Consider the following 20,559-nt stretch of genomic DNA (forward strand, 5'->3'; position numbering starts at 1 on the left):
TTCCCGGCTCACCTGCTGTCGTACTTGCATCTCAGCCTTCGAGACGCCAATATCGACCTATGGACAACTCTAGCGGAGTCGGCGTGCTGGACAAGGCCGCGTCCGTTCTCAGCGCCCTCGAGGCCGGCCCTGCCACCCTCGCGCAGCTCGTCACTGCCACCCATCTTGCTCGCCCGACGGCCCACCGGCTGGCCGTGGCCCTCGAGCACCACCGCCTGGTGGCTCGCGACATGCAGGGTCGGTTCGTGCTCGGACCGCGCCTGTCGGAGCTCGCGACGGCCGCCGGCGAGGACCGCCTGCTCGCCGCCGCCGGCCCCGTGCTGGCCGCGCTGCGCGACCACACCGGCGAGAGCGCGCAGCTGTACCGCCGGCAGGGCGACCAGCGCATCTGCGTCGCCGCCGCGGAGCGGCCCATCGGGCTGCGCGACTCGATCCCTGTGGGCGCCACGCTCACCATGCACGCGGGGTCCGCGGCGCAGATCCTGCTCGCGTGGGAGGAGCCGGACCGGCTGCACCGCGGGCTGCAGGGCGCCAAGTTCACCGCCACGATCCTCTCCGGGGTCCGCCGCCGCGGCTGGGCGCAGTCGGTGTCCGAGCGCGAGGTCGGCGTCGCCTCGGTGTCAGCCCCCGTGCGCGGCCCGTCCGGCCGGATCGTGGCCGCCGTGTCCGTCTCCGGGCCGCTCGAGCGCCTCTCACGGCAGCCGGGCCGGCTGCACGCCGCCGCGGTCGTCTCGGCGGCCAACCGGCTGACCGAGGTGCTGCGCCGAACGGCCGACTGATGGCCGTCCGCGGGGCCGCGGCGTCGCGACGGCGGCTGCGCCGACGGGTCGCGCTGCTCGGGTTCGCCGCCGGTGTGCTGGTGGGGGTCGCGCTCGCGCTGCTCGGCGGTGGGGGCGCCGGCGACGCGGCGGTCACCGGCGTGCTCGTCGGCGCCGTGGCCGCCGTCATCGGCTGGGGCGTCGTCGCGCTCCTGCCGACGTCCTCGCACGGACCGCCGGGCCAGCACTGAGCCTGGGCTGCACTGAGCTCACGCACGACGAAGGCCCGGTCACCGTGGTGACCGGGCCTTCGTGATGTACCCCCGACCGGATTCGAACCGGCGCTACCGCCGTGAGAGGGCGGCGTGCTAGGCCGCTACACAACGGGGGCCTATACGCTGCGAGACCCGGGGGCCTCGCTTGCGAGTGAACACTCTACCCGATCCTCCGAGGAGGTCGGACCAGCGGTGCTCGCGCTGGGGTACCAGGACTCGAACCTAGACTAACTGAACCAGAATCAGTCGTGCTGCCAATTACACCATACCCCATGGGGGTATAACGCCCGGAGCTCGAAGTCGCCTGGCGGGGCGGATCCTCGTGCATCCGGACGTCGTACCGGCGGTGAACACTACCCGAGCGCCGGGGCCCGGTCCAACTGGCACCCGCCGGCACGCCCGTTCGTGACGAAGGCCACGATCGGCCCGGGCTCAGCGCGGGATGGCGCCCAGCTCGGACGCGTCGTACCAGAGCAGGTCGCGCTCGTCGAGGCGGTCGACCGCCGCCTCGTCGCCCCCGGCCGCCTGCACGACGTCCGGCGCCGCGCCCGGCTCGTCGACGTGCGCGCAGATGAGATCCGCCCGCTCGACCGCTCGCACGACCTCGACGGCGCTGGGCACGTCGTCGTCGTCCGCGACCGGCTGGACCGCGGCGTCCGGGACGTCGGCCGAGAGGACCACCCGCAGCTGGGGCACGTCCGGGTGGGTGGCGAGGTGCTCGAGCGAGTCGTCGGCGGCCGCGAGCTGCGCCGCGAACTCGAGGCCCTCGTCGTCCTCGTCCGGGAAGAGGGCCCGCAGCGCGGGCGTCACGGCGTGCGCCCGGCGCGCCGTGATCGGTCCTGCGTCGGGGTCGAGCTGGTCGAGCGAGGCCGGGAGGTAGATGCGCACCCGGCCAGTGTGCCGCAGCCGCCCCGGGCCGGGGTCAGGCGCGCACAGGCTCGGCCGCGAGCGCGGCGACCAGCACCGCGTCCACGCGGGCCGCCACCCCCGCGAGCGCCCGGCGGACCGGCGACCCCGGCGCCGCCTCGCGCAGCGTCCGCGCCTCCAGCAGGGCTGTGTCCACCGCCGACCGGTCCTCGGGCACGAGGTGCGCGTCCGTGACGCCCGCGTACCGCGCGAGCGCCTGCCCGACCGCGTCCGCCGGGTGCGCGCCGGCCACCGACGCGCGGACGCGGTTGACCAGCACCACGCGCGTGGCGCCGAGGCCGAGGTCGGTGAGCTCGCCGAGCCCGCGCACCAGCCGCTGGATGCCCACCGGGTCGCCGGTGCCGACGACGAGGACCACGTCGGCCGCCTCGAGCGCGGAGAGCGTCGCGGCGTTGCGCCGGGGCGCCCGGGTGTCGTAGCTGAGCACCTCGTCCTCCTCCAGGCAGAAGCCGCAGTCGATCACCGTCCACTCGGCCAGCCCGCGCGCGACCGACCAGACCGCGTCGAGCGACGACGACGGCAGCTCCGGCCAGCGGTCCGCCCTCGAGATGCCCGACAGCACGCGCAGGTCGGGCGCGATCGACGGGGTCAGCCGCGCGAGCGACAGGAGGTCGAGCGTCCCCTGGCTCGCCGCACGCGCCGCCGCGGCCAGCCCCGGAGCCTCGTCCAGCATGCCGACCACCTGCGCGACGCACCCGCCGTACGTGTCGGCGTCGACCAGCAGCGTGCGGCGGCCCGCGGCGGCCAGCTCGGCGGCCACGTTCACCGCCACGGTCGTGCGGCCCGGCGCGCCCGTGGGCCCCCAGACCGCGACGACCAGGCCCTGGGCCGGGAGGCGCACGGTCGCGTCGTCGGGCCGCACCGGCCCCGGCCGCTCGTCGTCGGACGTGCTGCCGAGGATCGCGAGCGCGTCGCGGACCACCGACCCGGCGGACTCCTCGTCCTGCGGCGCCGCGGCGACGAGGTCCGCACCCAGCGCGGCGAGCCGTTCACCGACCCACGGACGCGCGTCGTCGCCGATCCCGACCACCCGGACCCCGGCCCGGTGCAACAGGTCGATGGCCTCGCGGTCGAGCAGGTCCAGGTCGCCCGAGACCACCGCGAGCCGGCCGAGCCCGGCCTCGGCGGCCGCCAGCAGCTCCGTGAGGTCGGCGCACCGCCGGGTGACGCTCAGGCGACCCCCGGACCGCTCGACGGCCTGCACGATGATCGACTCCGCCGAGCCCTGGACGGCGCACAGCACCCCGACCGTCACGTCAGTCCCCCGTGCCCGGGACGGGCACCACGTCGACCGTGCCGTCGGCCGCGAGCGCCGTGAGGATCGTCGGCAGGACGTCCGTGGGCACGAGCACCTGGACGGCGCTCCCGCCGGACGCCCGGAACGCCCCCGACGGCGTCGTCACTTCCGCGACCGTGAGGCCGCCGGCGAGCTGCCGCGGCTCGGCCGGCGCGGTGTCGTCGTCGGGCGCCGGCGGCGTGAACCACACGTCGACGAGCGCCCCGGGCGCGACGTCCTGCGACGGGGGCCGCGTGAGCGTGACCGAGACGGGCCGCAGGTCGAGGTCGGCCGCCGAGCCCACCGCCGACGCCGGGACGAGCTCGCCGCGCCCGACCTCGCGCACGACGATGCCGTCGGCGGCGATCGGGCGGTCGGCGCGCAGGTAGTGGTCGAGGTTCACCGTGCCCAGCCGCACCTCCACCACGGCGAGGTCGTCGGCCCCGACCCGGTCCCCCGGCACCAGGGCCGCCCGCGTGACGTACACCGGCACGGTCGCCTGGGCGGTCCGCACCGCCCACGAGCCCAGCAGCACCGAGGCGGCCACCATCGCGATCCCGGCCAGCAGACGCGGGTCGCGCCAGCCCGGCCGCCGCAGCCGCGCCGCCACCGGCGCGGGCAGATCGATCACGCTCGTGTCCATCGACTCTCCTGGTTCGTCGCGTGCCGCCGGGACGGCCATCCTGCCGCGCGCAGCCACGCGTGCACGGAGCATTGTGGACAAACCGGTCAGGGCGCCAGCGCGTGCCACACTGCGGTCATGCCTTCGAGGTTCCTGACGCTCGCGGACGTCACCGAGGTGCTGAACATCTCTGCGCCGCAGGCGTATGCGCTGGTCCGATCGGGTGAGCTGCCGGCCATCCAGATCGGCGGACGCCTGCAGTGGCGCGTCGAGTCCACCGAGCTGGAGAAGTACATCCAGCGCATGTACGAGCAGACCCGCGCCCGCATCTCCAGCGACGGCAGCACGGTCGACGCCCCGCCCGACGCGGACGACTGACGCCGGTCAGCCCGACCGCACCACGCGCAGCGTCGCGAACGGCACGGCCCACACGCCTCGTGCCCCGTCGGTCAGGTCGAGGTGGTCGGCGCCCACCCGCTCGATCCGCCCGGTGAGCTCGGCCCCGCCGGCGTCGACCCGGACCTGGGCGCGGTCGCGCGCGAGCGCCCGCAGCGCGTGCCCCAGCCCGAGCCGCGCCTCGACCGGTCCCGGCGCCGGGGCCGCGTGGGCCGCGACGCAGTCGAGCGCTGCGACCGCCGTGAGCGGCACCAGCGCCTGGCGGCCCGGCGAGGCGCTCACGAGGAGCCACTCCGGGGCGGCGTCGACCAGCGTGCCCTCGAGCAGCTCGCCGCCCGCGAGGAGCACGCGCACCGTCGCCCCCGTCGAGGCGCGCAGCCGGTCGGTGAGCCCGACCGAGGCCCGCTCGGCCCGCGCGAGCTCGGCCACGTCCGCGCGCACGTCGGCCAGCCGGCCGGCCGCGAGCTGGGCCTCCATGTCCGCGAAGAGCGCCTCCCACCGCATGGGAGCACCGTAGGGGGTCAGTCGTCGCTCGCGAGCTGCTTGGCGAACCAGTGGTGCGCGTACGGCTCGTCGTTGAACGGGTCGACCTCGACGTACCCCGCGCTCCGGTAGAGCGCGATGGCCTCGTGCAGCGTCTCGTTGGTCTCCAGCCGCAGCGTGCGCACCCCGCGCTGCCTGGCGTGGGCCTCCAGCTCGCCGAGCAGGCTCCGGGCCAGGCCGCGGCCCCGCGCCGACGGGTCGACCCAGACGCGCTTCACCTCGGCCGTCTCGCCGTCGACGAACCGGAGAGCGCCGCAGCCGACCGGTCGGTCACCGCGCCGGGCGACGAGCAGCAGGCCGGCCGGCGGCGCCAGCTCGGCGTCGACCGCGACGTGGCTGCGCGCCGGGTCGAACCCCGTGCGGAAGCGCGACGCCAGGTCGGCCGCGTAGCGCTCCATCGTGGCCCTCGCGTCGGGGTGGTCGGGCGCGCAGACCTCGATCCGGAGGTCGTCCGGTGCCTCGCTGCTCATGGTCGCCACTCTCGCACCCGGACCTGGCACCGGACATCGCTGGACAAGTCGCGCGTGCTCAGGTACATCTATGGCATTCAAAGAACATCAAACGGCATCAAACGACACGATCAGGGGCTCATCATGCCGATCGACGACAGCAGGGCCGCGGCCCGCCGGCGCGCGGGTGCGGCGCTCGGTGGCCTGCTCGCCGGGACGGCGGCAGCAACCGTCCTGACCGCGGCGCTGGGGTGGCGGCTCGAGGCCGTCCTGGCCGGGCAGACCGGGGCGTGGCACGTCGACGGGGCGGTCGAGGCGGGGGTGACCGCGGTCGGGCTGCTCGTCGCGGGGTGGCTGGCAGTCTCGGCCCTCGTCGCCGCCGCCTGCGTCCTCGCTCGCGGCGCCGGGGCCAGCTGGCGGGCCGGTGAGCGGCTGGTTCAGGGGTGGGCGCCGGGGCTCGTGCGCAAGGCGCTCGTGGTGGTCGTCGGGGCGAGCGCCGGGCTCGGCCTCGCGTCAGGCGCGTCGGCGGCGGTGCCCGAGCCGACGCCGTCGCTCGCGGTGACCGTCGACGCCGCCGATCTGGGGTGGGCGGTGACGACCTCCGACCGGCACGACGCGCCCGAGCCGGCAGACGTGGCGGACCCGACGCCGGCCTCTGCCGACCTCCCCGCGCTCGCGCCGGCCGCCCCGACGCCGGCCCCGCCGACGGCACCGGCCGCCGAGACCGTCGTGGTCGCCGTCGGCGACAGCCTGTGGGCGATCGCTGCCCGCCACCTGCCTGCCGGCGCGACGGACGCGCAGATCGCCGCCGCGTGGCCGCAGTGGTACCACGCCAACGCCGGGACGATCGGGGCGGACCCCGACGTGATCCTGCCCGGACAGGTGCTCGTGGCGCCGGGGGCGTCGTCGTGAGCGCGCTCGTCCTCGCCCCGACCACCACCGCGGCCGAGGAGGCGTTCGCGCGGGTGCGCGGCACCACGGACCGGCCACGGCCGGCGGCCCGGCTGGTCCCGGCGCTGCCGCCGGCGCCCGTCGAGGACGCCACCGGACCCGCGCACACCGTGCCCCTCACGGCGTCGGCGCGCGTCGCCGTCCTGCGGGTCAGCGACCGCTCGCCCATGGTTGACGTCGACGACGACGAGCCCGGTCCGCTCCCCGGCGGCGATCCTGCGGTGGTCGCGCGCACCATCGCACTGGCGGCGCTCGAGGTGCTCGCCGGGCGCCGGTCCCCCGCCCAGCTGGCCCGGTGGCTGACCCCGGGGGTCTACGACTCCCTCCAGGTGCGCGCCGGCCTCACCCAGCGGGTGCTCGGCGAGGGCGGGGTGGCCCGCCCCCCGGTGATCCGCCGGGCGCGCGCGTGCCGCGTCGGGACGCACGTGCTGGAGGCGAGCGTCGTCGCGGACGACGGGGCGCGCGTGCGGGCCGTCGCCGTCCGGCTCGAGGGTCACCGGGGCTCCTGGCGCGTCACCGCGCTCGAGATCGGCTGAGCCCGGACGCACGAGAGCCCGCCCCGGTGCCGGGGCGGGCTCTCGTCGTGAGGTCAGCGCTTGCGCTGCTGCTTGGCGGCCTTGCGGCGCGCCTCCCGGTTGGCCGTGCCGTCCTCGCCGGCGGCGACCGCGGGTCGGGCGCCGGCGCTGCGGCCGCCGGCGTCGCCGCGGGTCACCACGGCCCCGTCACCGTCGACCGACGGAGCGGTGTACTGCAGGGGGGCCCGCTGCTCGGGTCCGTCGATCCCCTTGGCGACGAGCTTGCCGCCCGGGGTCGGGCCGTCGGACACCGAGCGCTGGATGGCCGCCTGCGCACCCGCGCTGGCCGCCGCGGCGACCGCGGAGTCGGCGGTGACGGCGGGCGCCTCGGGCTGGGCGACCTGGACCTCCAGGTTGTAGAGGTAGCCGACCGTCTCCTCCTTGATGGCGTCCGTCATCGCGTTGAACAGCTGGTAGCCCTCGCGCTGGTACTCGACCAGGGGGTCGCGCTGGGCCATCGCCCGCAGCCCGATGCCCTCCTTGAGGTAGTCCATCTCGTAGAGGTGCTCGCGCCACTTGCGGTCGAGGACGGACAGGGTCACGCGCCGCTCCAGCTGGCGCATGTTCTCCGAGCCGATCTGGTCCTCGCGCTCCTGGTACGCGTGCGCGGCGTCCGAGAGGATCTCGCGCTCGATGAGCTCCGCGGACAGCCGCGTCGCGCCGCCGGCCTGCTCCACGACCTCCTCGGGGGTGATCGACACCGGGTAGACCGCCTTGAGCGCGGTCCACAGCGCGTCGAGGTCCCAGTCCTCCGGACGGCCCTCGGCCGCGGCGCCCGTGATGTACGCCGAGAGCACGTCGTTGCGGAAGTGCTTGACCTGCTCGTGCAGGTCCTCGCCCTCCAGCACGCGGCGGCGCTGCTCGTAGATGACCTCGCGCTGGCGGGACATGACGTCGTCGTACTTGAGGACGTTCTTGCGGATCTCGAAGTTGCGCGACTCGACCTGCGACTGCGCCGACTGGATGCCGCGCGTGACGATCTTCGACTCGAGCGGCATGTCCTCCGGGAACCCGGCGCGCGTCATCATCGACTCCGCGAGGCCCGAGTTGAACAGGCGCATGAGGTCGTCCTGCATCGACAGGTAGAACCGGGACTCGCCCGGGTCGCCCTGGCGGCCGGAGCGACCGCGCAGCTGGTTGTCGATGCGTCGCGACTCGTGCCGCTCGGTGCCCAGCACGTACAGCCCGCCCAGCTCGACGACCTCGTCGTGCTCGGCGGCCACCGACTCCTTCGCCTTCTCGAGCGCGAGCGGCCACGCGGCCTCGTACTCCTCCGCGTTCTCCGCCGGGTCGAGCCCACGCGCGGCCAGGTCCTCGACGGCCATGAACTCGGCGTTGCCGCCCAGCATGATGTCGGTGCCGCGGCCGGCCATGTTCGTCGCCACAGTCACGGCGCCCTTGCGGCCCGCCTGCGCGACGATCGACGCCTCACGCGCGTGCTGCTTGGCGTTGAGGACCTCGTGCGGGACGCCCTGCTTCTTCAGCTTGGAGGAGAGCAGCTCGCTCTTCTCCACGCTGGTGGTGCCGACGAGGACCGGCTGGCCCTGCGCGTGACGCTCGACGATGTCCGCGACGACCGCGTCGAACTTGCCGTCCTCGCTCTTGTAGACGAAGTCGCGCTGGTCGATGCGCTGCATCGTGCGGTTGGTCGGGATCGGGACGACGCCCAGGTTGTACGTGCCCTGGAACTCGGCGGCCTCGGTCTCGGCCGTGCCGGTCATGCCGGAGAGCTTGCCGTAGAGGCGGAAGTAGTTCTGCAGGGTGATCGTGGCGAGCGTCTGGTTCTCGGCCTTGATGGCCACGCCCTCCTTCGCCTCGATCGCCTGGTGCATGCCCTCGTTGTAGCGACGGCCCGGCAGGATGCGGCCGGTGTGCTCGTCGACGATCAGCACCTCGCCGTTCATCACGACGTAGTCCTTGTCGCGCTTGAACAGCTCCTGCGCCTTGATGGCGTTGTTGAGGAAGCCGATGAGCGGCGTGTTGAGGGACTCGTAGAGGTTCTCGATGCCGAGGTAGTCCTCGACGCGCTCGATGCCGGGCTCCAGGACGCCGACCGTGCGCTTCTTCTCGTCGACCTCGTAGTCGCGCTCCGCCTGCAGCCGGCGGGCCACCTTGGCGAACTCGGCGTACCACCGGTTGGCGTCGCCCGAGGCCGGGCCCGAGATGATCAGCGGGGTGCGGGCCTCGTCGATGAGGATCGAGTCCACCTCGTCGACGATCGCGAAGTTGTGGCCGCGCTGGACCAGCTCGTCCGTGCTCCACGCCATGTTGTCGCGCAGGTAGTCGAAGCCGAACTCGTTGTTCGTGCCGTACGTGATGTCGCAGGCGTACTGCTTGCGCCGCTCGGCCGGCTCCTGGCTGGACAGGATGACGCCGCTGGTCAGGCCGAGGAATCGGTAGACGCGGCCCATGAGCTCGGCCTGGTAGCTGGCCAGGTAGTCGTTGACCGTGACGACGTGGACGCCCTTGCCGGTGAGCGCGTTGAGGTACGCCGGGGCGGTGGCGACGAGGGTCTTGCCCTCGCCGGTCTTCATCTCGGCGATGTTGCCCAGGTGCAGGGCGGCCCCGCCCATGAGCTGGACGTCGAAGTGTCGCTGGCCGAGCGTGCGGCGGGCGGCCTCGCGCACCGTCGCGAAGGCCTCGGCGAGCAGGTCGTCGAGCGACTCACCCTCGGCGAGACGGGCCCGGAAGCGGTCCGTCTCCTCGCGCAGCTCGGCGTCGGACAGCGTGACGAAGCTGTCCTCCAGGGCGTTGACCTGCTGGGCGATGCCCGACAGCTTCTTGACGATCCGGCCTTCACCGAGGCGCAGGACCTTCTCGAGGATCGCTGGCACGCACTACTCCCGACGTGTTCGCACTCCCGGCGCGCGCGGCGTCGGAGCGGCTGAGGTGACCGGCCGCACGGCCGGGCGCGTCCATCGTAGGCGAGCCTGCGCGGCGCGGGCGAAGAACGACCACCGCGGCGGCGAGCAGCACCGCGCCGACCACCCCGGGGATCCCCAGCCGCTCGCCGCGCAGCAGCACGGCGCCGACCGTCGCGGTGAGCGGCTCGAGCAGCGCGAGCAGTGCCGCGGTGGTGGCCGGGACGTGCCGCAACCCGGTGAAGTACGCGCTGTAGGCCGCCGCGGTGGGCACGACGGCCAGGTACGCGAGGAGCACCCAGCCCTGCGCGTCGTCGGGCACCGCGAGCCCGGGGGCGACCACCGCCGCGATCGGCAGGAGGACGATTCCGCCGAGCGTGAACGCGGTCGCGGTGAGCGGCAGCGCGCCCAGCCCGGGGACGCTCCGGCGGTTCAGCCCGGTCATCGTGGCGAACGCCGCGGCGGCGACGAGGGCGAGCAGGGCACCCGCGGCCGTGCCGGGTCCGGCCGCGTCGGACGGGCCGACGAGCAGCACCAGACCGGTGAGCGCGAGCGCGAGGGCCACGAGCGTGCGCCCCGACGGCAGCCGCCGCTGGGCCACCGCCGTGCCCACCGCCACGAGCAGGGGCGCCGCGCCCAGCGCGACGAGCGTGGCGACCGCGACCCCGGCGCGCTGGACGGCCGCGAAGTACGCGGCCTGGTAGACGGCGGCCAGCAGCGCGGTCTCGACCACCCGCACGACCACCGACCGCGTGCGGGCGAGTCCCCGCAGCGCGCCGGCCGCCGCGAGGCCCAGGAGCAGGACTCCCCCGCCGCCGAGCAGGCGGTAGGCGGCGACGGTCAGCGGGGGCAGCCCCGCGACGTCGGCCAGCGCCGCGCCCGCCAGCCCGCCGGTCCCCCAGAGCACGCCGCCGAGGGCGACCAGCGCGAAGTCGCGCGGGCGCGACTCGTGGGTCACGCGGCGATCCGCAGGGCGTGCGACAGGTCGACCGCGAGGTCGCCCCGCAGCAGCCCGTCGCGGTGCCCGACCACGATGTCCTCCAGACCGAGCCAGCCGGCGAGCTCACGCAGCTCGGCCGCGAGCGGCTCGACCACGTCGGCGTCGGTGGTGCGGGGACCCACGGAGCGGTGCGCCGCGTGCACGCGCAGCACCCCCGCCTGGCGGTCGGCCTTGAGGTCGACCAGCGCGGGCAGCGACTCCCCCAGCAGGAACGGCAGCACGTAGTACCCCCAGACCCGCTGGGGCTCGGGCACGTAGATCTCGATGCGGTACCGCAGCCCGAACAGCGCCTCGACCCGGCGGCGCTCGAACACCAGGGGGTCGAACGGGTTGAGCAGCGCGCGCCCCGTGGCCCGGCGCGGCAGGTCGGCGTCGCGGTGCCTCCACACGCGCCCCTGGTTCCACCCGTCGACCGTGACCTCGTGCAGGACGCCGGCGTCCACCAGGTCGGCGATCGCGGGCGCCACCCGCGCCTCCTTGATCCGGAAGTAGTCCGCGATGCTGCGCAGCGTGCCGATGCCGTGCGCGCGGGCCCCGATCTCAGTGAGCGCCCGGATCGCGTCCTCGTCGGACGGCTCCGGGGCGGCCAGGACGGCGGGCGGGAGCACCCGGGACGTGAGGTCGTACCGGCGCTCGAACGCGCCGTTGCGGCCGGCCGACGTGATCTCGCCCGTGAAGAAGAGGTACTCGAGCACCCGCTTGGCCACCGACCAGTTCCACCCCCACTCCCCCCGCGTGGTCGGGTGGTCGGCCTCGAAGTCCTCCTGCACCTGGCGCGCGGTGACCGGGCCGCGCTCCGCGATGATCGCCCGGATCTCGTCGACGATCGGTGAGTGCTTCAGCGGCACCTCGGCGATCGCGCCCCAAGCCTGCTGCAGGTAGTCGCGCTGCCGCCACCCCAGCAGCCGGTACGTCTCGGGCGGCACGAAGGACGCCATGTGCGCCCAGGTCTCGACGAGCCGGCGCGGCGCGCGGCCGGACGCGCGGTCGATCAGCGCCGGGTCGTACGCGCCGACCCGCGAGAACGTGGGCATCAGGTGCGCGCGCGCCAGCACGTTGACCGAGTCGATCTGCAGCACGCCCAGCCGGTCGACCACCTGCTGGAGCTGCCGCATCGAGGGGGCCGCGCCGCGCTCCGGCCGGGGCCGGTCGAGGCCCTGGGCGCGCAGCGTGATGCGGCGGGCCTGCGAGAGGGAGAGTCGCTCGGGGAGCACGCGCCCATCTTGCCGTGCGCCACCGACACGACGAAGCCCGCCCGGTCGCGGGGACCGGGCGGGCCTGTGTGGTCGGGGGTCAGCCGCCGACGGCGGCGAGCGGTGCGCCGGCCACGGCGGTGTCGAGCTTGATGATCCCGTAGCTCCAGCCGCGGCGGCGGTAGGCGACCGACGGCTGCGCGGTCTCGGCGTCGATGAAGAGGTAGAAGTCGTGCCCGACCAGCTCCATCTCGTAGAGCGCGTCGTCGACCGTCATGGGCTGCGCCTGGTGCACCTTCTCGCGGATGATCACGGGCGAGTCGCCCAGCGTCGTCTCGACGGCGGCGTCGGGGTCGACCGGCGCGGCCGCCTCCGGCTCCGGCTCGGGCGGTCGGACGTCCACGGGCGCGATCGGAGTGTGGTTGCGGTGGTCCTTGCGCCGGTCACGCGTCCGGCGCAGCCGCTCCAGCAGCTTCGCCAACGCCAGGTCCAGCGCCGCGTAGCGGTCGTCGGCACACGCCTCGGCGCGGATGACGGGCCCGCGGTCGACGACGGTGAGCTCGACGCGCTCACTGCTGCCGGACTGCCGGGGGTTCGTCTCGTGCGACACGACGACGTCGATCCGCTGCGCGCGGGGGGCCAGCTGCTCGACTTTCGCGAGCTTCTGCTCGACGTGCGTCCGGTACTTCGGAAGCACCTCGGTGTGCCGGCCGGCAACCACGATCTCCATGTGAGCCTCCTACGAGGGTCGGGGGCGGGCAGACCCGCCCGGGTGACAGTGCGATGGGCTGCCCCAGGGGGCAGTCGGGCGGCGTCACCTCCTCCCGCGGCCTGCTCGGACGACCCTGTGGGGGTCCGCTCCGGGCGCCGTCGGCTCAGGACCCCACGCTAACCCCGCCGGTGCCGGTGAACCACCCGCACCACGCGGGGATCACCCTGTGGACACGCGACGCGCCGCCGGCAGCTGCACGGTCACCGCCGGGCCGGGCGTCGACGCCAGCGTGAACCCGCCGACCACGTGCGCGCCGGCGCGCTCGAGCGCCGACCGCGACGCCGCGAGGGTCGCCCCGGTGGTGAGGACGTCGTCGACGAGGAGGACCGCGCGGCCCCGGAGGCGGGGCGCCCGCGACGTCGGCACGCGGACCTGCCCGGCGAGGTTGCGGGCCCGGTCCCGGGCGCCCAGCCCGACCTGGTCGCGACCGCCCGCGCGGACGAGGACCGGCGCGAGCTCGGCCGGCAGGCCCGCGTCCGCGAGCCCGCCCGCGACCGCGCCGGCCAGGGCTCCGGCGAGGTCGACACCCCGTCGCCGGCGCGACGCGGCCGTGGACGGCGCCGGCACGACGAGCACCGCGGCGCCCAGCTGCCCGGCCAGCGTCGCCGCGGCGCGCCGGGCCGCTCCCGCGAACGGCCTGGTGAGATCGAGCCGCCCGCGGTCCTTCCACGCGACGATCGCCCGCCGGACGTCGCCCGTGCAGTCGGCGAGCGTCCACACCGGGACGGGCACCGAGCCGTCCAGCCGGTCGAGCCGCGGGGCGCGGTCCTCGCAGCGCCAGGGCGGCCCGGCCAGCCGGGCCGCGCACCGGGGGCACCAGGCGACGTCGTCCGTGCCGCAGCCCGCGCACCCGACGGGCAGCAGCAGGCCGAGGAGGTCGTGGGCGAACGTCATGCGGCAGAGTGCGCGGTCCCCGGCCCCCGCGCCCGGCCGGCTGGGGACCCCCGGGGCTGGGGGCGGCCCGGTCAGCCGGGGAAGAACGGGTACGACGCGCCCTTGACGCCGAGCACCTGCGCCCAGGTCGAGCCCACGAACTTGCGCAGCTCGCCGTCGGTGGTCGTCACGTAGATCACGCTGCCGCCGGCCATCGCGGCCAGCTTGGCCACCTCGGGGAGCGCGCGCGTCGGACCGGCCACCGGGACCAGGTGGACCGCCTGGTTGCCGGTCGAGCGCCCGACCACCGCGAGCGTGGACTCGTCCGACCAGCTGACCGACGACGCGTCCACCACGGACGCACCCGCGCGCACCGGGACGCCGACCTGCTGCGGGGCGCCGGACTCGTCGCGCGTGATCGCCGCGACGTCGATGTTCACGCCGTCGGAGCCGGCCGACACGATCGCGATCCGGACCCCGTCCCGCGCCACCCGCACGGCCCGCACGGTCCGTCCGTCGAGCCACGGCGCCGCGACGTGGACCGGGTCGCCGTCCGTGGGCACGGCGACGAGGCCTCCGGGCGACTCGGCGGTCCAGACCCAGCCGAACCGGTCGACGGACGGCGCCACCAGGCCGCTGCCCGTGAGCAGGGTGCGGGCCGGCGCCGCCGCGGTGGGCACGGTGCTCAGCACGGACGCGCCGTACAGGACGACGCGGATCGTCGCGTCCTCGCTCCTGGCCGGGCTGCGCGGGTCGAGCCCGGCGAGCGTGTCGAGGCCCGGCACCGGCGTGACCTCGTTGTCCGCGAGCGCCACGATCGCGTCGTCCTGGAGGAACTCCACGTTGCTCGGCGGCGGGTTCCCGCCCTGGAGCGTCTTGGTGCCGCCCGCCTCGAGCAGGACGCCGCCCGCGTCGACCTGGACCGAGCCGATGCCCTTGACCGGGAGCAGGCTGGCGTCGATCTGCGCGAGCAGGAGGTCCCGGTCCGCGCGCGTGACCGGCAGCGCCGGGGCGAGGCTCACGTGCGCCACCCCGTCGTCGTCGACGATCACGGACTGCGGGTTCAGCTCCACCCCGTCCGGGACCGCGGTGTCGACGGCGTCCTGCAGCCACGTCGACGGGCCGGCGAGCAGCTCGGTCATGATCGACGTGGGCAGGTTCTTGGACGGGAACCAGCGCGACTCCGGCACGAGGTACTTCTGGTCGGGCGAGAGGAAGAACAGCGACGCCGGCCGGAAGCTGCGCGCGAAGTCCTCCTGCTGGAGGATCAGGCCGTCGGGCAGCGCCGCGATCCGCCACTGGTCGTGGTCGTCCTGCACCATGTCGAACGTGACCGACTCGCTGCCCTCCGGCGCCGCCTCGGCGTAGCGACCGCCCTCGTCCACGCGTGCCTTCACGGGGACGTCGATGGTCACCTCGGTCTCGACCGTCGACGGCTGGTACTCCAGCGGGCCGGCCACGGCGACGCCGGCGTCGGGCTTCCAGGACGCCTTGGCCTCCCCCGCGAGGTACTCGCGGGCCGTGTTGAAGCCGTCGCTGAACCCCGCGGCGCCCGCCGCGAGGAACCCGTCGACGATCTCCGTCGGGGTGTCGCCCGGCTGGGGCCCCTCCGCGAGCACGTCGATGTCGGTGGGCTCGGCCACCTCCGCGTTGCCCTCCTGCACGGGCCCGGACGTGGGGATCGCGGAGCACGCGGCCAGGACCGCCACGGTGAGCGCCGCCAGGGCGCCCCGGCGCAGGCGCAGCGCGGTCATCGGACCTCCTGGCGCTCGTCGAGGTCGAGCTCCTCGGGCGCCAGGTCCGGCAGCGCGGCGGGGTCGGTGTGCGGGCGCACCACGGGGATGCGCAGCGCGCCGGTGATCGGCGACTCGTCCGGCGCGAGCGGCAGGGGCGAGTCGGTGAGCCGGATGCCGGCCCGGCGGGGCAGCGTCAGGCGGAAGCTCGCGCCGCGGCCGGGCCGGCCCCAGGCCTCGAGCCAGCCGCCGTGCAGGTGCGCGTCCTCCAGCGAGATCGCCAGCCCGAGCCCGGTGCCGCCCGTGGTGCGCGCCCGCGCGGGGTCGGCGCGCCAGAAGCGGTCGAACACGTGGGCGGCCTCGTCGGGGGTCATGCCGACGCCGCGGTCGCGCACCGTGACCGCCACGGCGTGGGCGTCGGCACCCACCGTCACCTCGACCGTGCTGCCCTCGGCGTGCTCGACGGCGTTCACCAGCAGGTTGCGCAGGATGCGCTCGACCCGGCGGGGGTCGATGTCCGCGACGCAGCGCTCCTCCGGCACGACCACGTGCAGCCACGCGCCGCGGCGGTCGGCCAGCGGGGACGCGTGGTCGACGGCCGTGATCACGACGTCGCGCACGTCGCGCCCCTCGGCGTCGAGCACGGCGGCGCCGGCGTCGAACCGGCTGATCTCGAGCAGGTCGGCGAGCAGGTCCTCGAACCGGTCGAGCTGCGTCTGCAGGAGCTCGGCCGACCGCTTGGGGGCTGGGTCGAAGTCGTCGCGGGAGGCGTGGATGACCTCGCCGGCCATGCGGATCGTCGTCAGCGGGGTGCGCAGCTCGTGCGAGACGTCCGAGACGAACCTGCGCTGGAGGGTGGAGAGCTCCTCCATGCGGTGGATCTGGTCCTGGAGGCTGTCCGCCATCTCGTTGAACGAGTGCGCCAGCGTCGCCATCTCGTCCTCGCCCTTCTCGGGCATGCGCTCCGACAGGTGCCCGTCGGCCAGCCGCTCGGCCACCTCGGCGGCCCGCCGCACGGGCCGCACGGTCTGCTGCGTGACCAGCCACGTCATGCTGCCGAGCAGCACCACGAGGGCCACCGCGGCCAGCCCGAGCGTGCGCTGCAGGAAGTCCAGGCGGTCCTGCTCGGACTGCAGGCTGTAGAGGAAGAACAGCTGGTAGGTGCCCGCGACGGGCACGGTGACGTCCTGGCCGACGATGACGCCCGGCGAGACGCCGCCGCCCTCCTGGTCGATCGCGACCGACTGCCACTGCTGGCCGCCGCGCGCCGTGGCGATGCGGAGCTCGGGGCTGACCAGCGGGACCAGGTCCTGGTCGGAGGCCGCCCCCGAGACGGTGACGCTGCCGCCCTTCTGACCGGGCGCCCGCAGCAGGAACACCTCGCGCCGGTCGGAGCCGCCGCTGCGCTGGGACTTCGCCACGTCACCCAGCAGCCGCTGGACGTCCGTGCCCGAGGTCGCGGTCGAGGCGTCCAGGGTCGCCTGCGCCTGCTGGGTCGACCGGGCGCTCTCCTGGAGCACCTGCTCGAGCCGCGCGTTGAACAGCCCGTCGGCCATGCGCGCGCTGACGTAGGCGCCGACGAGCGTGAGCGCGACCAGGCCGATCGCCATCGTCGACGTGATGACGCGGACCTGCAGCGACGAGCGCCAGGCGCGCGTCCACGACCGGACCCGGCGCCGCGACCGTGCCCGGACCAGTCGCCAGGCCCCGCTCACCCGCACGGGCCAGCTCCTGACCGCCTCACGTCGAGGCCACGCCCGCCTTGTAGCCGACACCGCGGACGGTGACGACGATCTCGGGCTGCTCGGGGTCGTTCTCGATCTTCGAGCGCAGGCGCTGGACGTGCACGTTCACCAGGCGGGTGTCCGCGGCGTGCCGGTAGCCCCACACCTTCTCCAGCAGGACCTCGCGCGTGAACACCTGCCACGGCTTACGCGCGAGCGCCACCAGCAGGTCGAACTCGAGCGGGGTGAGCGAGACCGGGCGGCCCGCCCGCGCGACCCGGTGGCCGGGCACGTCGATGGTCACGTCGCCGATCGTGAGGTGCTCGGGCGCGGGCTCGTCGCTGCGGCGCAGGCGCGCCCGGACGCGGGCCACGAGCTCCTTGGGCTTGAACGGCTTCGAGATGTAGTCGTCGGCGCCCGACTCCAGGCCGAGCACCACGTCGACCGTGTCGCTCTTGGCCGTGAGCATGACGATCGGCACGCCCGACTCGGCGCGGATCTGCCGGCACACCTCGTTGCCGTCCTTGCCGGGCAGCATGAGGTCGAGCAGCACGAGGTCCGGCTGCGTGGCCCGGAACACCCCGATCGCCTCGTCGCCGTCCTCGCAGAACACCGGGTCGAAACCCTCCGACCGCAGCACGATGCCGATCATCTCGGCCAGCGCCGTGTCGTCGTCGACCACCAGCACGCGTCCCTTCATGGCGGCATTCTCGCACCGTGCGGGCCCGGACCCGGGTCACCCCGCATCTCGATCCGACACGGGGCGCACAGATCACCCTTTCGCGCGTCGGTGGCACCCGCCGCCGTGGCACGATGAATGCTCCGCGGGGGCCAGCGTCCCGGCGTCGACCCAGCCGTCCGACCACACAGCCGAGGGAGCCGCGCTCGCATGACGAGCCCGCACGACGACGTGCCGCAGACGCCGACGTGGGCAGCGCCCGCGGGCACGAGCACGCCACCGCCGGAGCCCCCCGTCGCGCCCGGTCCCCCGCCGCCGCCCGTCCCGCCGCCCGGCTGGGGCGGCCCGCAGCCCCCGGCCGGCTACGGCTCGTGGGGTCCGGCGGCCCCGCCGCCCCCCGGCGTCGCGTGGCGGCCGACGGCCCTGCAGCCCGGGATCATCCCGCTGCGCCCCCTCGGCATGGGCGAGATCTACGACGGCGCGTTCCGGGCCGTCCGCGCCAACCCGCGCGTGATGTTCGGGCTCGCCGCGCTCGTGGTGACGCTGGCCGTGACCCTGCAGTCCGTCATCCAGTGGTACGTCCGGGGCATCGCCGCCGCCGGGCTGACGGACATCTCCACCGACATCGACCCGTCGGGCCAGATGGGCATGGCGGACCAGCTGGGCTCGTCGTTCGGCCTCGCCGTCGGCGCGCCGGTCACGGCCATCGCCACCACGGTGCTCACCGGCCTGCTCATCGTGTCCGTGAGCCGCTCCGTCCTGGGCCAGGTGGCCACGGTCGGCGAGGTGCTGCGGTCCTGGCGCGTCTGGCTCGTGGTCGGGTTCACGCTCCTGACCGGCCTGGCCTGGGTGGTCGTCCTCGGCGCCGTGGTCGGGTCCGTGGTGGCCCTGGCGACGAACAACCAGATCGCGCTCGCGGTCGTGGTCGGGGTGCTCGGGGCGCTGCTCGTGCTGGTGCTGGGCGTGTGGTTCTCCACCCGCACGCTGCTGGTCCCGCCCGCGCTCATGCTCGAGGGCAAGAAGTTCTGGCCGACGATCACGCGCGCGTGGCGGCTGACCCGCGGCAGCTTCTGGCGCCTGTTCGGCATCTACCTGCTCACCAGCGTGCTGGCCAGCATCATCGCCCAGATCATCGTGGTGCCCGCGACCCTGATCACCAGTCTGTTCCTGCGCGACCCCACGGCCACGTCGTTCGGGTCGATCGTGGTGATCGGGGTGGCCAACATCATCGCGTCCACCCTGTCGACCACGTTCCTGGCGGCGGTCGTCGCGCTGCTCTACATCGACGTGCGCATGCGCCGCGAGGGTCTGGACGTCGAGCTGGCCCGCGCCGCGGAGACCACCGCGTGACCCTGCCGGCCCGGGCGTTCGTCGCCGTCCCGGTCGACCCGGACGCCGCGACCGCGCGCCGCTGGGCCCGCGAGGAGCTGCTCGACCCGGTGTACCACCAGCAGCGCTCGCTGCTGAGCCGGCTGATGGACTGGCTGGCCGAGCAGCTGTCCCACCTCCGCACGCCGGCGGCGCTGGACCCGTGGGCGGTGCTGACGGTCGTCGGCGTCATCGTGGCCGTCGTGGTGGTCGCGTTCCTCGTCGCCGGACCCGTGCGGCGCGCCGGGGGCGCCGTGTCCGACCGTCGGGTGCTCGACGCCGACGACTCGCGGACCTCGGCGCAGATCCGTGCCGCCGCGGACGCGGCCGCCGCCCGGGCCGACTGGTCGCTGGCCGTCCTGGAGCGGTACCGCGCGATCGTGCGGGGGCTCGAGGAGCGCACGGTGCTCGACGAGAGGGTGGCGCGGACCGCGCACGAGGCCGCGCTGTCGGCCGCGGCCCGGCTGCCGGCCCTGGGTACCGAGCTGGTCGCCGCGGGCCGGACCTTCGACGACGTGGCCTTCGGTGACGTCCCCGCGACCGCCGACGACGACGGCGCGATGCGCACCCTCGACGACCGCGTGCGCGGCACCCGACCGACCGCGGGCGCGGCCCCGTCCGACCTCACCGTGGCGGCACCCCGGTGAGCGCGGCGACGGACGTCGTCGTCGGCGACGGCACCACGGCCCGCACCCGGTCGGCGCGACGCTGGCGCCGGGCCCGCTGGCCCCTCGGCATCCTGACGCTCCTCGTGGTCACGGCCGTGCTCGCCGTGCTGCCCGAGCCGCGCACGTCGACCCTCACGCTCGCGCCGGACAACCCCGCCGCGGCGGGCGGGCGCGCCGCCGCGCAGATCCTCGGGCGCCAGGGCGTGGACGTCCGCTACGTCCGGCACATCGCCGACGTCCACGCGCTCGCCGGACCGGGCTCGACCGTGCTCGTGGTCGGCGACTACCTGCTGGACGACTCGATGGTCGACGTCCTGGACGCCAGCGGCGCGGACCTGGTGCTGGTCGACGCCGAGTGGGCGCTCGGCAGCCTCACGGACGCGATCGTCTCGCAGGGCGGGCTCTCGGGCGATCCCGAGGTGCGCGCCGCACAGTGCGACGACCCGGACGCGGTCGTGGCGGGCACCATCACCGCGACGGGCGCGCTGGTCGCGGTCGGTCCGGGCGCGACCGTCTGCTTCCCGGCTCCGGGTGCCGGCGTCGACAAGGGGGGCGCGTACGCCGTGGCCGCCCAGGGCGACCGCCGGGTCGTGGCCCTGGCGGACTACGCGCCGCTCACCAACGCGCACCTCGCCGAGGAGGGCAACGCCGCTCTCGTGCTGCGGGCTCTCGGGCGGCACGAGCGCCTCGTCTGGTACATCCCCTCGCTCGACGACACCGGGGCCACGGACACCACCGCCGCCCCGGGCTGGCGGCAGCTCCTCCCGCCCGTGGTGCCGATCCTGGGCCTGCAGCTGCTCCTCGTCGTCCTGGTGACCGCCCTGTGGCGCGGCCGGCGCCTCGGGCGGCTGGTCACCGAGCCCCTGCCGGTCGTGGTGCGCGCCGGCGAGGCCACCCGCGGACGCGGTCGGCTCTA

Annotated in this window: 21 protein-coding genes and 2 tRNA genes; 8 read left to right on the forward strand and 15 right to left on the reverse strand. The window is 75.2% G+C overall.

Annotation, left to right across the window (positions count from 1 at the left end; all coding sequences use genetic code 11):
* Positions 1 to 59: 59 nt before the first annotated feature.
* A complete protein-coding gene (locus tag AB5970_RS17125) occupies positions 60 to 779 on the forward strand; it encodes an IclR family transcriptional regulator (RefSeq protein ID WP_028046824.1) in 720 nt (239 codons plus the stop codon).
* Positions 779 to 1,009: a hypothetical protein gene (locus tag AB5970_RS17130; RefSeq protein ID WP_370505154.1), complete on the forward strand. Its 231-nt coding sequence runs from the start codon at positions 779 to 781 to the stop codon at positions 1,007 to 1,009. The genes AB5970_RS17125 and AB5970_RS17130 overlap by 1 nt, the downstream gene beginning before the upstream one ends.
* 67 nt (positions 1,010 to 1,076) lie before the next feature.
* On the opposite strand, the gene AB5970_RS17135 is transcribed toward AB5970_RS17130, so the two are convergent.
* The 5 genes from AB5970_RS17135 to AB5970_RS17155 all read right to left on the reverse strand — a co-directional run bounded on the left by AB5970_RS17135 (position 1,077) and on the right by AB5970_RS17155 (position 3,879).
* Positions 1,077 to 1,149 (reverse strand) — tRNA-Glu (locus AB5970_RS17135).
* Positions 1,150 to 1,234: 85 nt separating this feature from the next.
* Positions 1,235 to 1,306, reverse strand: a tRNA-Gln gene (locus tag AB5970_RS17140).
* 159 nt (positions 1,307 to 1,465) lie between these two features.
* Complete coding sequence (locus tag AB5970_RS17145; protein ID WP_370505155.1) at positions 1,466 to 1,921, reverse strand: DUF6912 family protein; 456 nt, start codon at positions 1,919 to 1,921, stop codon at positions 1,466 to 1,468.
* Positions 1,922 to 1,955: 34 nt separating this feature from the next.
* Positions 1,956 to 3,215, reverse strand: coding sequence for an AAA family ATPase (locus AB5970_RS17150; RefSeq protein ID WP_370505156.1), 1,260 nt, complete (start codon positions 3,213 to 3,215; stop codon positions 1,956 to 1,958).
* Between the two features lies 1 nt (position 3,216).
* Positions 3,217 to 3,879: a hypothetical protein gene (locus AB5970_RS17155; RefSeq protein ID WP_370505157.1), complete on the reverse strand. Its 663-nt coding sequence runs from the start codon at positions 3,877 to 3,879 to the stop codon at positions 3,217 to 3,219.
* A 117-nt stretch (positions 3,880 to 3,996) separates the two neighbouring features.
* On the opposite strand from AB5970_RS17155, the gene AB5970_RS17160 reads away from it, so the two are divergent.
* Positions 3,997 to 4,236: a helix-turn-helix domain-containing protein gene (locus AB5970_RS17160; RefSeq protein ID WP_370505158.1), complete on the forward strand. Its 240-nt coding sequence runs from the start codon at positions 3,997 to 3,999 to the stop codon at positions 4,234 to 4,236.
* 6 nt (positions 4,237 to 4,242) lie between these two features.
* On the opposite strand, the gene AB5970_RS17165 is transcribed toward AB5970_RS17160, so the two are convergent.
* Complete coding sequence (locus tag AB5970_RS17165) at positions 4,243 to 4,758, reverse strand: hypothetical protein (protein WP_370505159.1); 516 nt, start codon at positions 4,756 to 4,758, stop codon at positions 4,243 to 4,245.
* A gap of 17 nt (positions 4,759 to 4,775) precedes the next feature.
* Positions 4,776 to 5,267 (reverse strand): GNAT family N-acetyltransferase, encoded by a 492-nt coding sequence (locus AB5970_RS17170; protein ID WP_370505160.1) that lies wholly within the window; start codon positions 5,265 to 5,267, stop codon positions 4,776 to 4,778.
* Between the two features lie 123 nt (positions 5,268 to 5,390).
* Between AB5970_RS17170 and AB5970_RS17175 the strand changes: the two genes are divergently transcribed.
* On the forward strand, positions 5,391 to 6,158 hold the full coding sequence (locus tag AB5970_RS17175) for a LysM peptidoglycan-binding domain-containing protein (RefSeq protein WP_370505161.1): 768 nt from the start codon (positions 5,391 to 5,393) through the stop codon (positions 6,156 to 6,158).
* Positions 6,155 to 6,733 (forward strand): Rv3235 family protein, encoded by a 579-nt coding sequence (locus tag AB5970_RS17180; protein WP_370505162.1) that lies wholly within the window; start codon positions 6,155 to 6,157, stop codon positions 6,731 to 6,733. Before AB5970_RS17175 ends, AB5970_RS17180 begins: the two co-directional genes overlap by 4 nt.
* A gap of 53 nt (positions 6,734 to 6,786) precedes the next feature.
* Here the strand turns inward: AB5970_RS17180 and secA are convergent, their stop codons facing one another.
* The 8 genes from secA to mtrA all read right to left on the reverse strand — a co-directional run bounded on the left by secA (position 6,787) and on the right by mtrA (position 17,628).
* A complete protein-coding gene (secA, locus tag AB5970_RS17185) occupies positions 6,787 to 9,606 on the reverse strand; it encodes a preprotein translocase subunit SecA (RefSeq protein WP_370505163.1) in 2,820 nt (939 codons plus the stop codon).
* Positions 9,569 to 10,591 carry a DMT family transporter gene (locus AB5970_RS17190; protein WP_370505164.1) on the reverse strand — a complete coding sequence of 341 codons (1,023 nt, stop codon included), beginning with the start codon at positions 10,589 to 10,591 and terminating at the stop codon, positions 9,569 to 9,571. Before AB5970_RS17190 ends, secA begins: the two co-directional genes overlap by 38 nt.
* Positions 10,588 to 11,847 (reverse strand): winged helix-turn-helix domain-containing protein, encoded by a 1,260-nt coding sequence (locus AB5970_RS17195; RefSeq protein ID WP_370505165.1) that lies wholly within the window; start codon positions 11,845 to 11,847, stop codon positions 10,588 to 10,590. Before AB5970_RS17195 ends, AB5970_RS17190 begins: the two co-directional genes overlap by 4 nt.
* A gap of 79 nt (positions 11,848 to 11,926) precedes the next feature.
* Complete coding sequence (gene hpf, locus AB5970_RS17200; RefSeq protein ID WP_370505166.1) at positions 11,927 to 12,556, reverse strand: ribosome hibernation-promoting factor, HPF/YfiA family; 630 nt, start codon at positions 12,554 to 12,556, stop codon at positions 11,927 to 11,929.
* Positions 12,557 to 12,757: 201 nt separating this feature from the next.
* Entirely contained in the window at positions 12,758 to 13,492 is a 735-nt protein-coding gene (locus tag AB5970_RS17205; RefSeq protein ID WP_370505167.1) for a ComF family protein, read from the reverse strand.
* A 71-nt stretch (positions 13,493 to 13,563) separates the two neighbouring features.
* Entirely contained in the window at positions 13,564 to 15,225 is a 1,662-nt protein-coding gene (locus tag AB5970_RS17210; RefSeq protein WP_370505168.1) for an LpqB family beta-propeller domain-containing protein, read from the reverse strand.
* The gene (mtrB, locus tag AB5970_RS17215; RefSeq protein WP_370505169.1) at positions 15,222 to 16,925 is read right to left on the reverse strand and encodes an MtrAB system histidine kinase MtrB; all 1,704 of its coding nucleotides are present in this window, start codon (positions 16,923 to 16,925) and stop codon (positions 15,222 to 15,224) included. Before mtrB ends, AB5970_RS17210 begins: the two co-directional genes overlap by 4 nt.
* A gap of 19 nt (positions 16,926 to 16,944) precedes the next feature.
* Complete coding sequence (gene mtrA / locus AB5970_RS17220) at positions 16,945 to 17,628, reverse strand: MtrAB system response regulator MtrA (protein ID WP_055912929.1); 684 nt, start codon at positions 17,626 to 17,628, stop codon at positions 16,945 to 16,947.
* A gap of 189 nt (positions 17,629 to 17,817) precedes the next feature.
* Between mtrA and AB5970_RS17225 the strand changes: the two genes are divergently transcribed.
* From AB5970_RS17225 to AB5970_RS17235, 3 genes are all read left to right on the forward strand, one after another.
* Positions 17,818 to 18,957 (forward strand): glycerophosphoryl diester phosphodiesterase membrane domain-containing protein, encoded by a 1,140-nt coding sequence (locus AB5970_RS17225; protein WP_370505170.1) that lies wholly within the window; start codon positions 17,818 to 17,820, stop codon positions 18,955 to 18,957.
* Entirely contained in the window at positions 18,954 to 19,622 is a 669-nt protein-coding gene (locus AB5970_RS17230; RefSeq protein WP_370505171.1) for a DUF4129 domain-containing protein, read from the forward strand. Before AB5970_RS17225 ends, AB5970_RS17230 begins: the two co-directional genes overlap by 4 nt.
* The coding region (locus tag AB5970_RS17235) for a DUF4350 domain-containing protein (protein ID WP_370505172.1) at positions 19,619 to 20,559 on the forward strand (941 nt) is incomplete at its 3' end. The genes AB5970_RS17230 and AB5970_RS17235, both read left to right, overlap by 4 nt.

Origin of the sequence: Cellulomonas sp. ICMP 17802 (assembly GCF_041295535.1) — a bacterium.
Classification (GTDB): Bacteria; Actinomycetota; Actinomycetes; order Actinomycetales; family Cellulomonadaceae; genus Cellulomonas.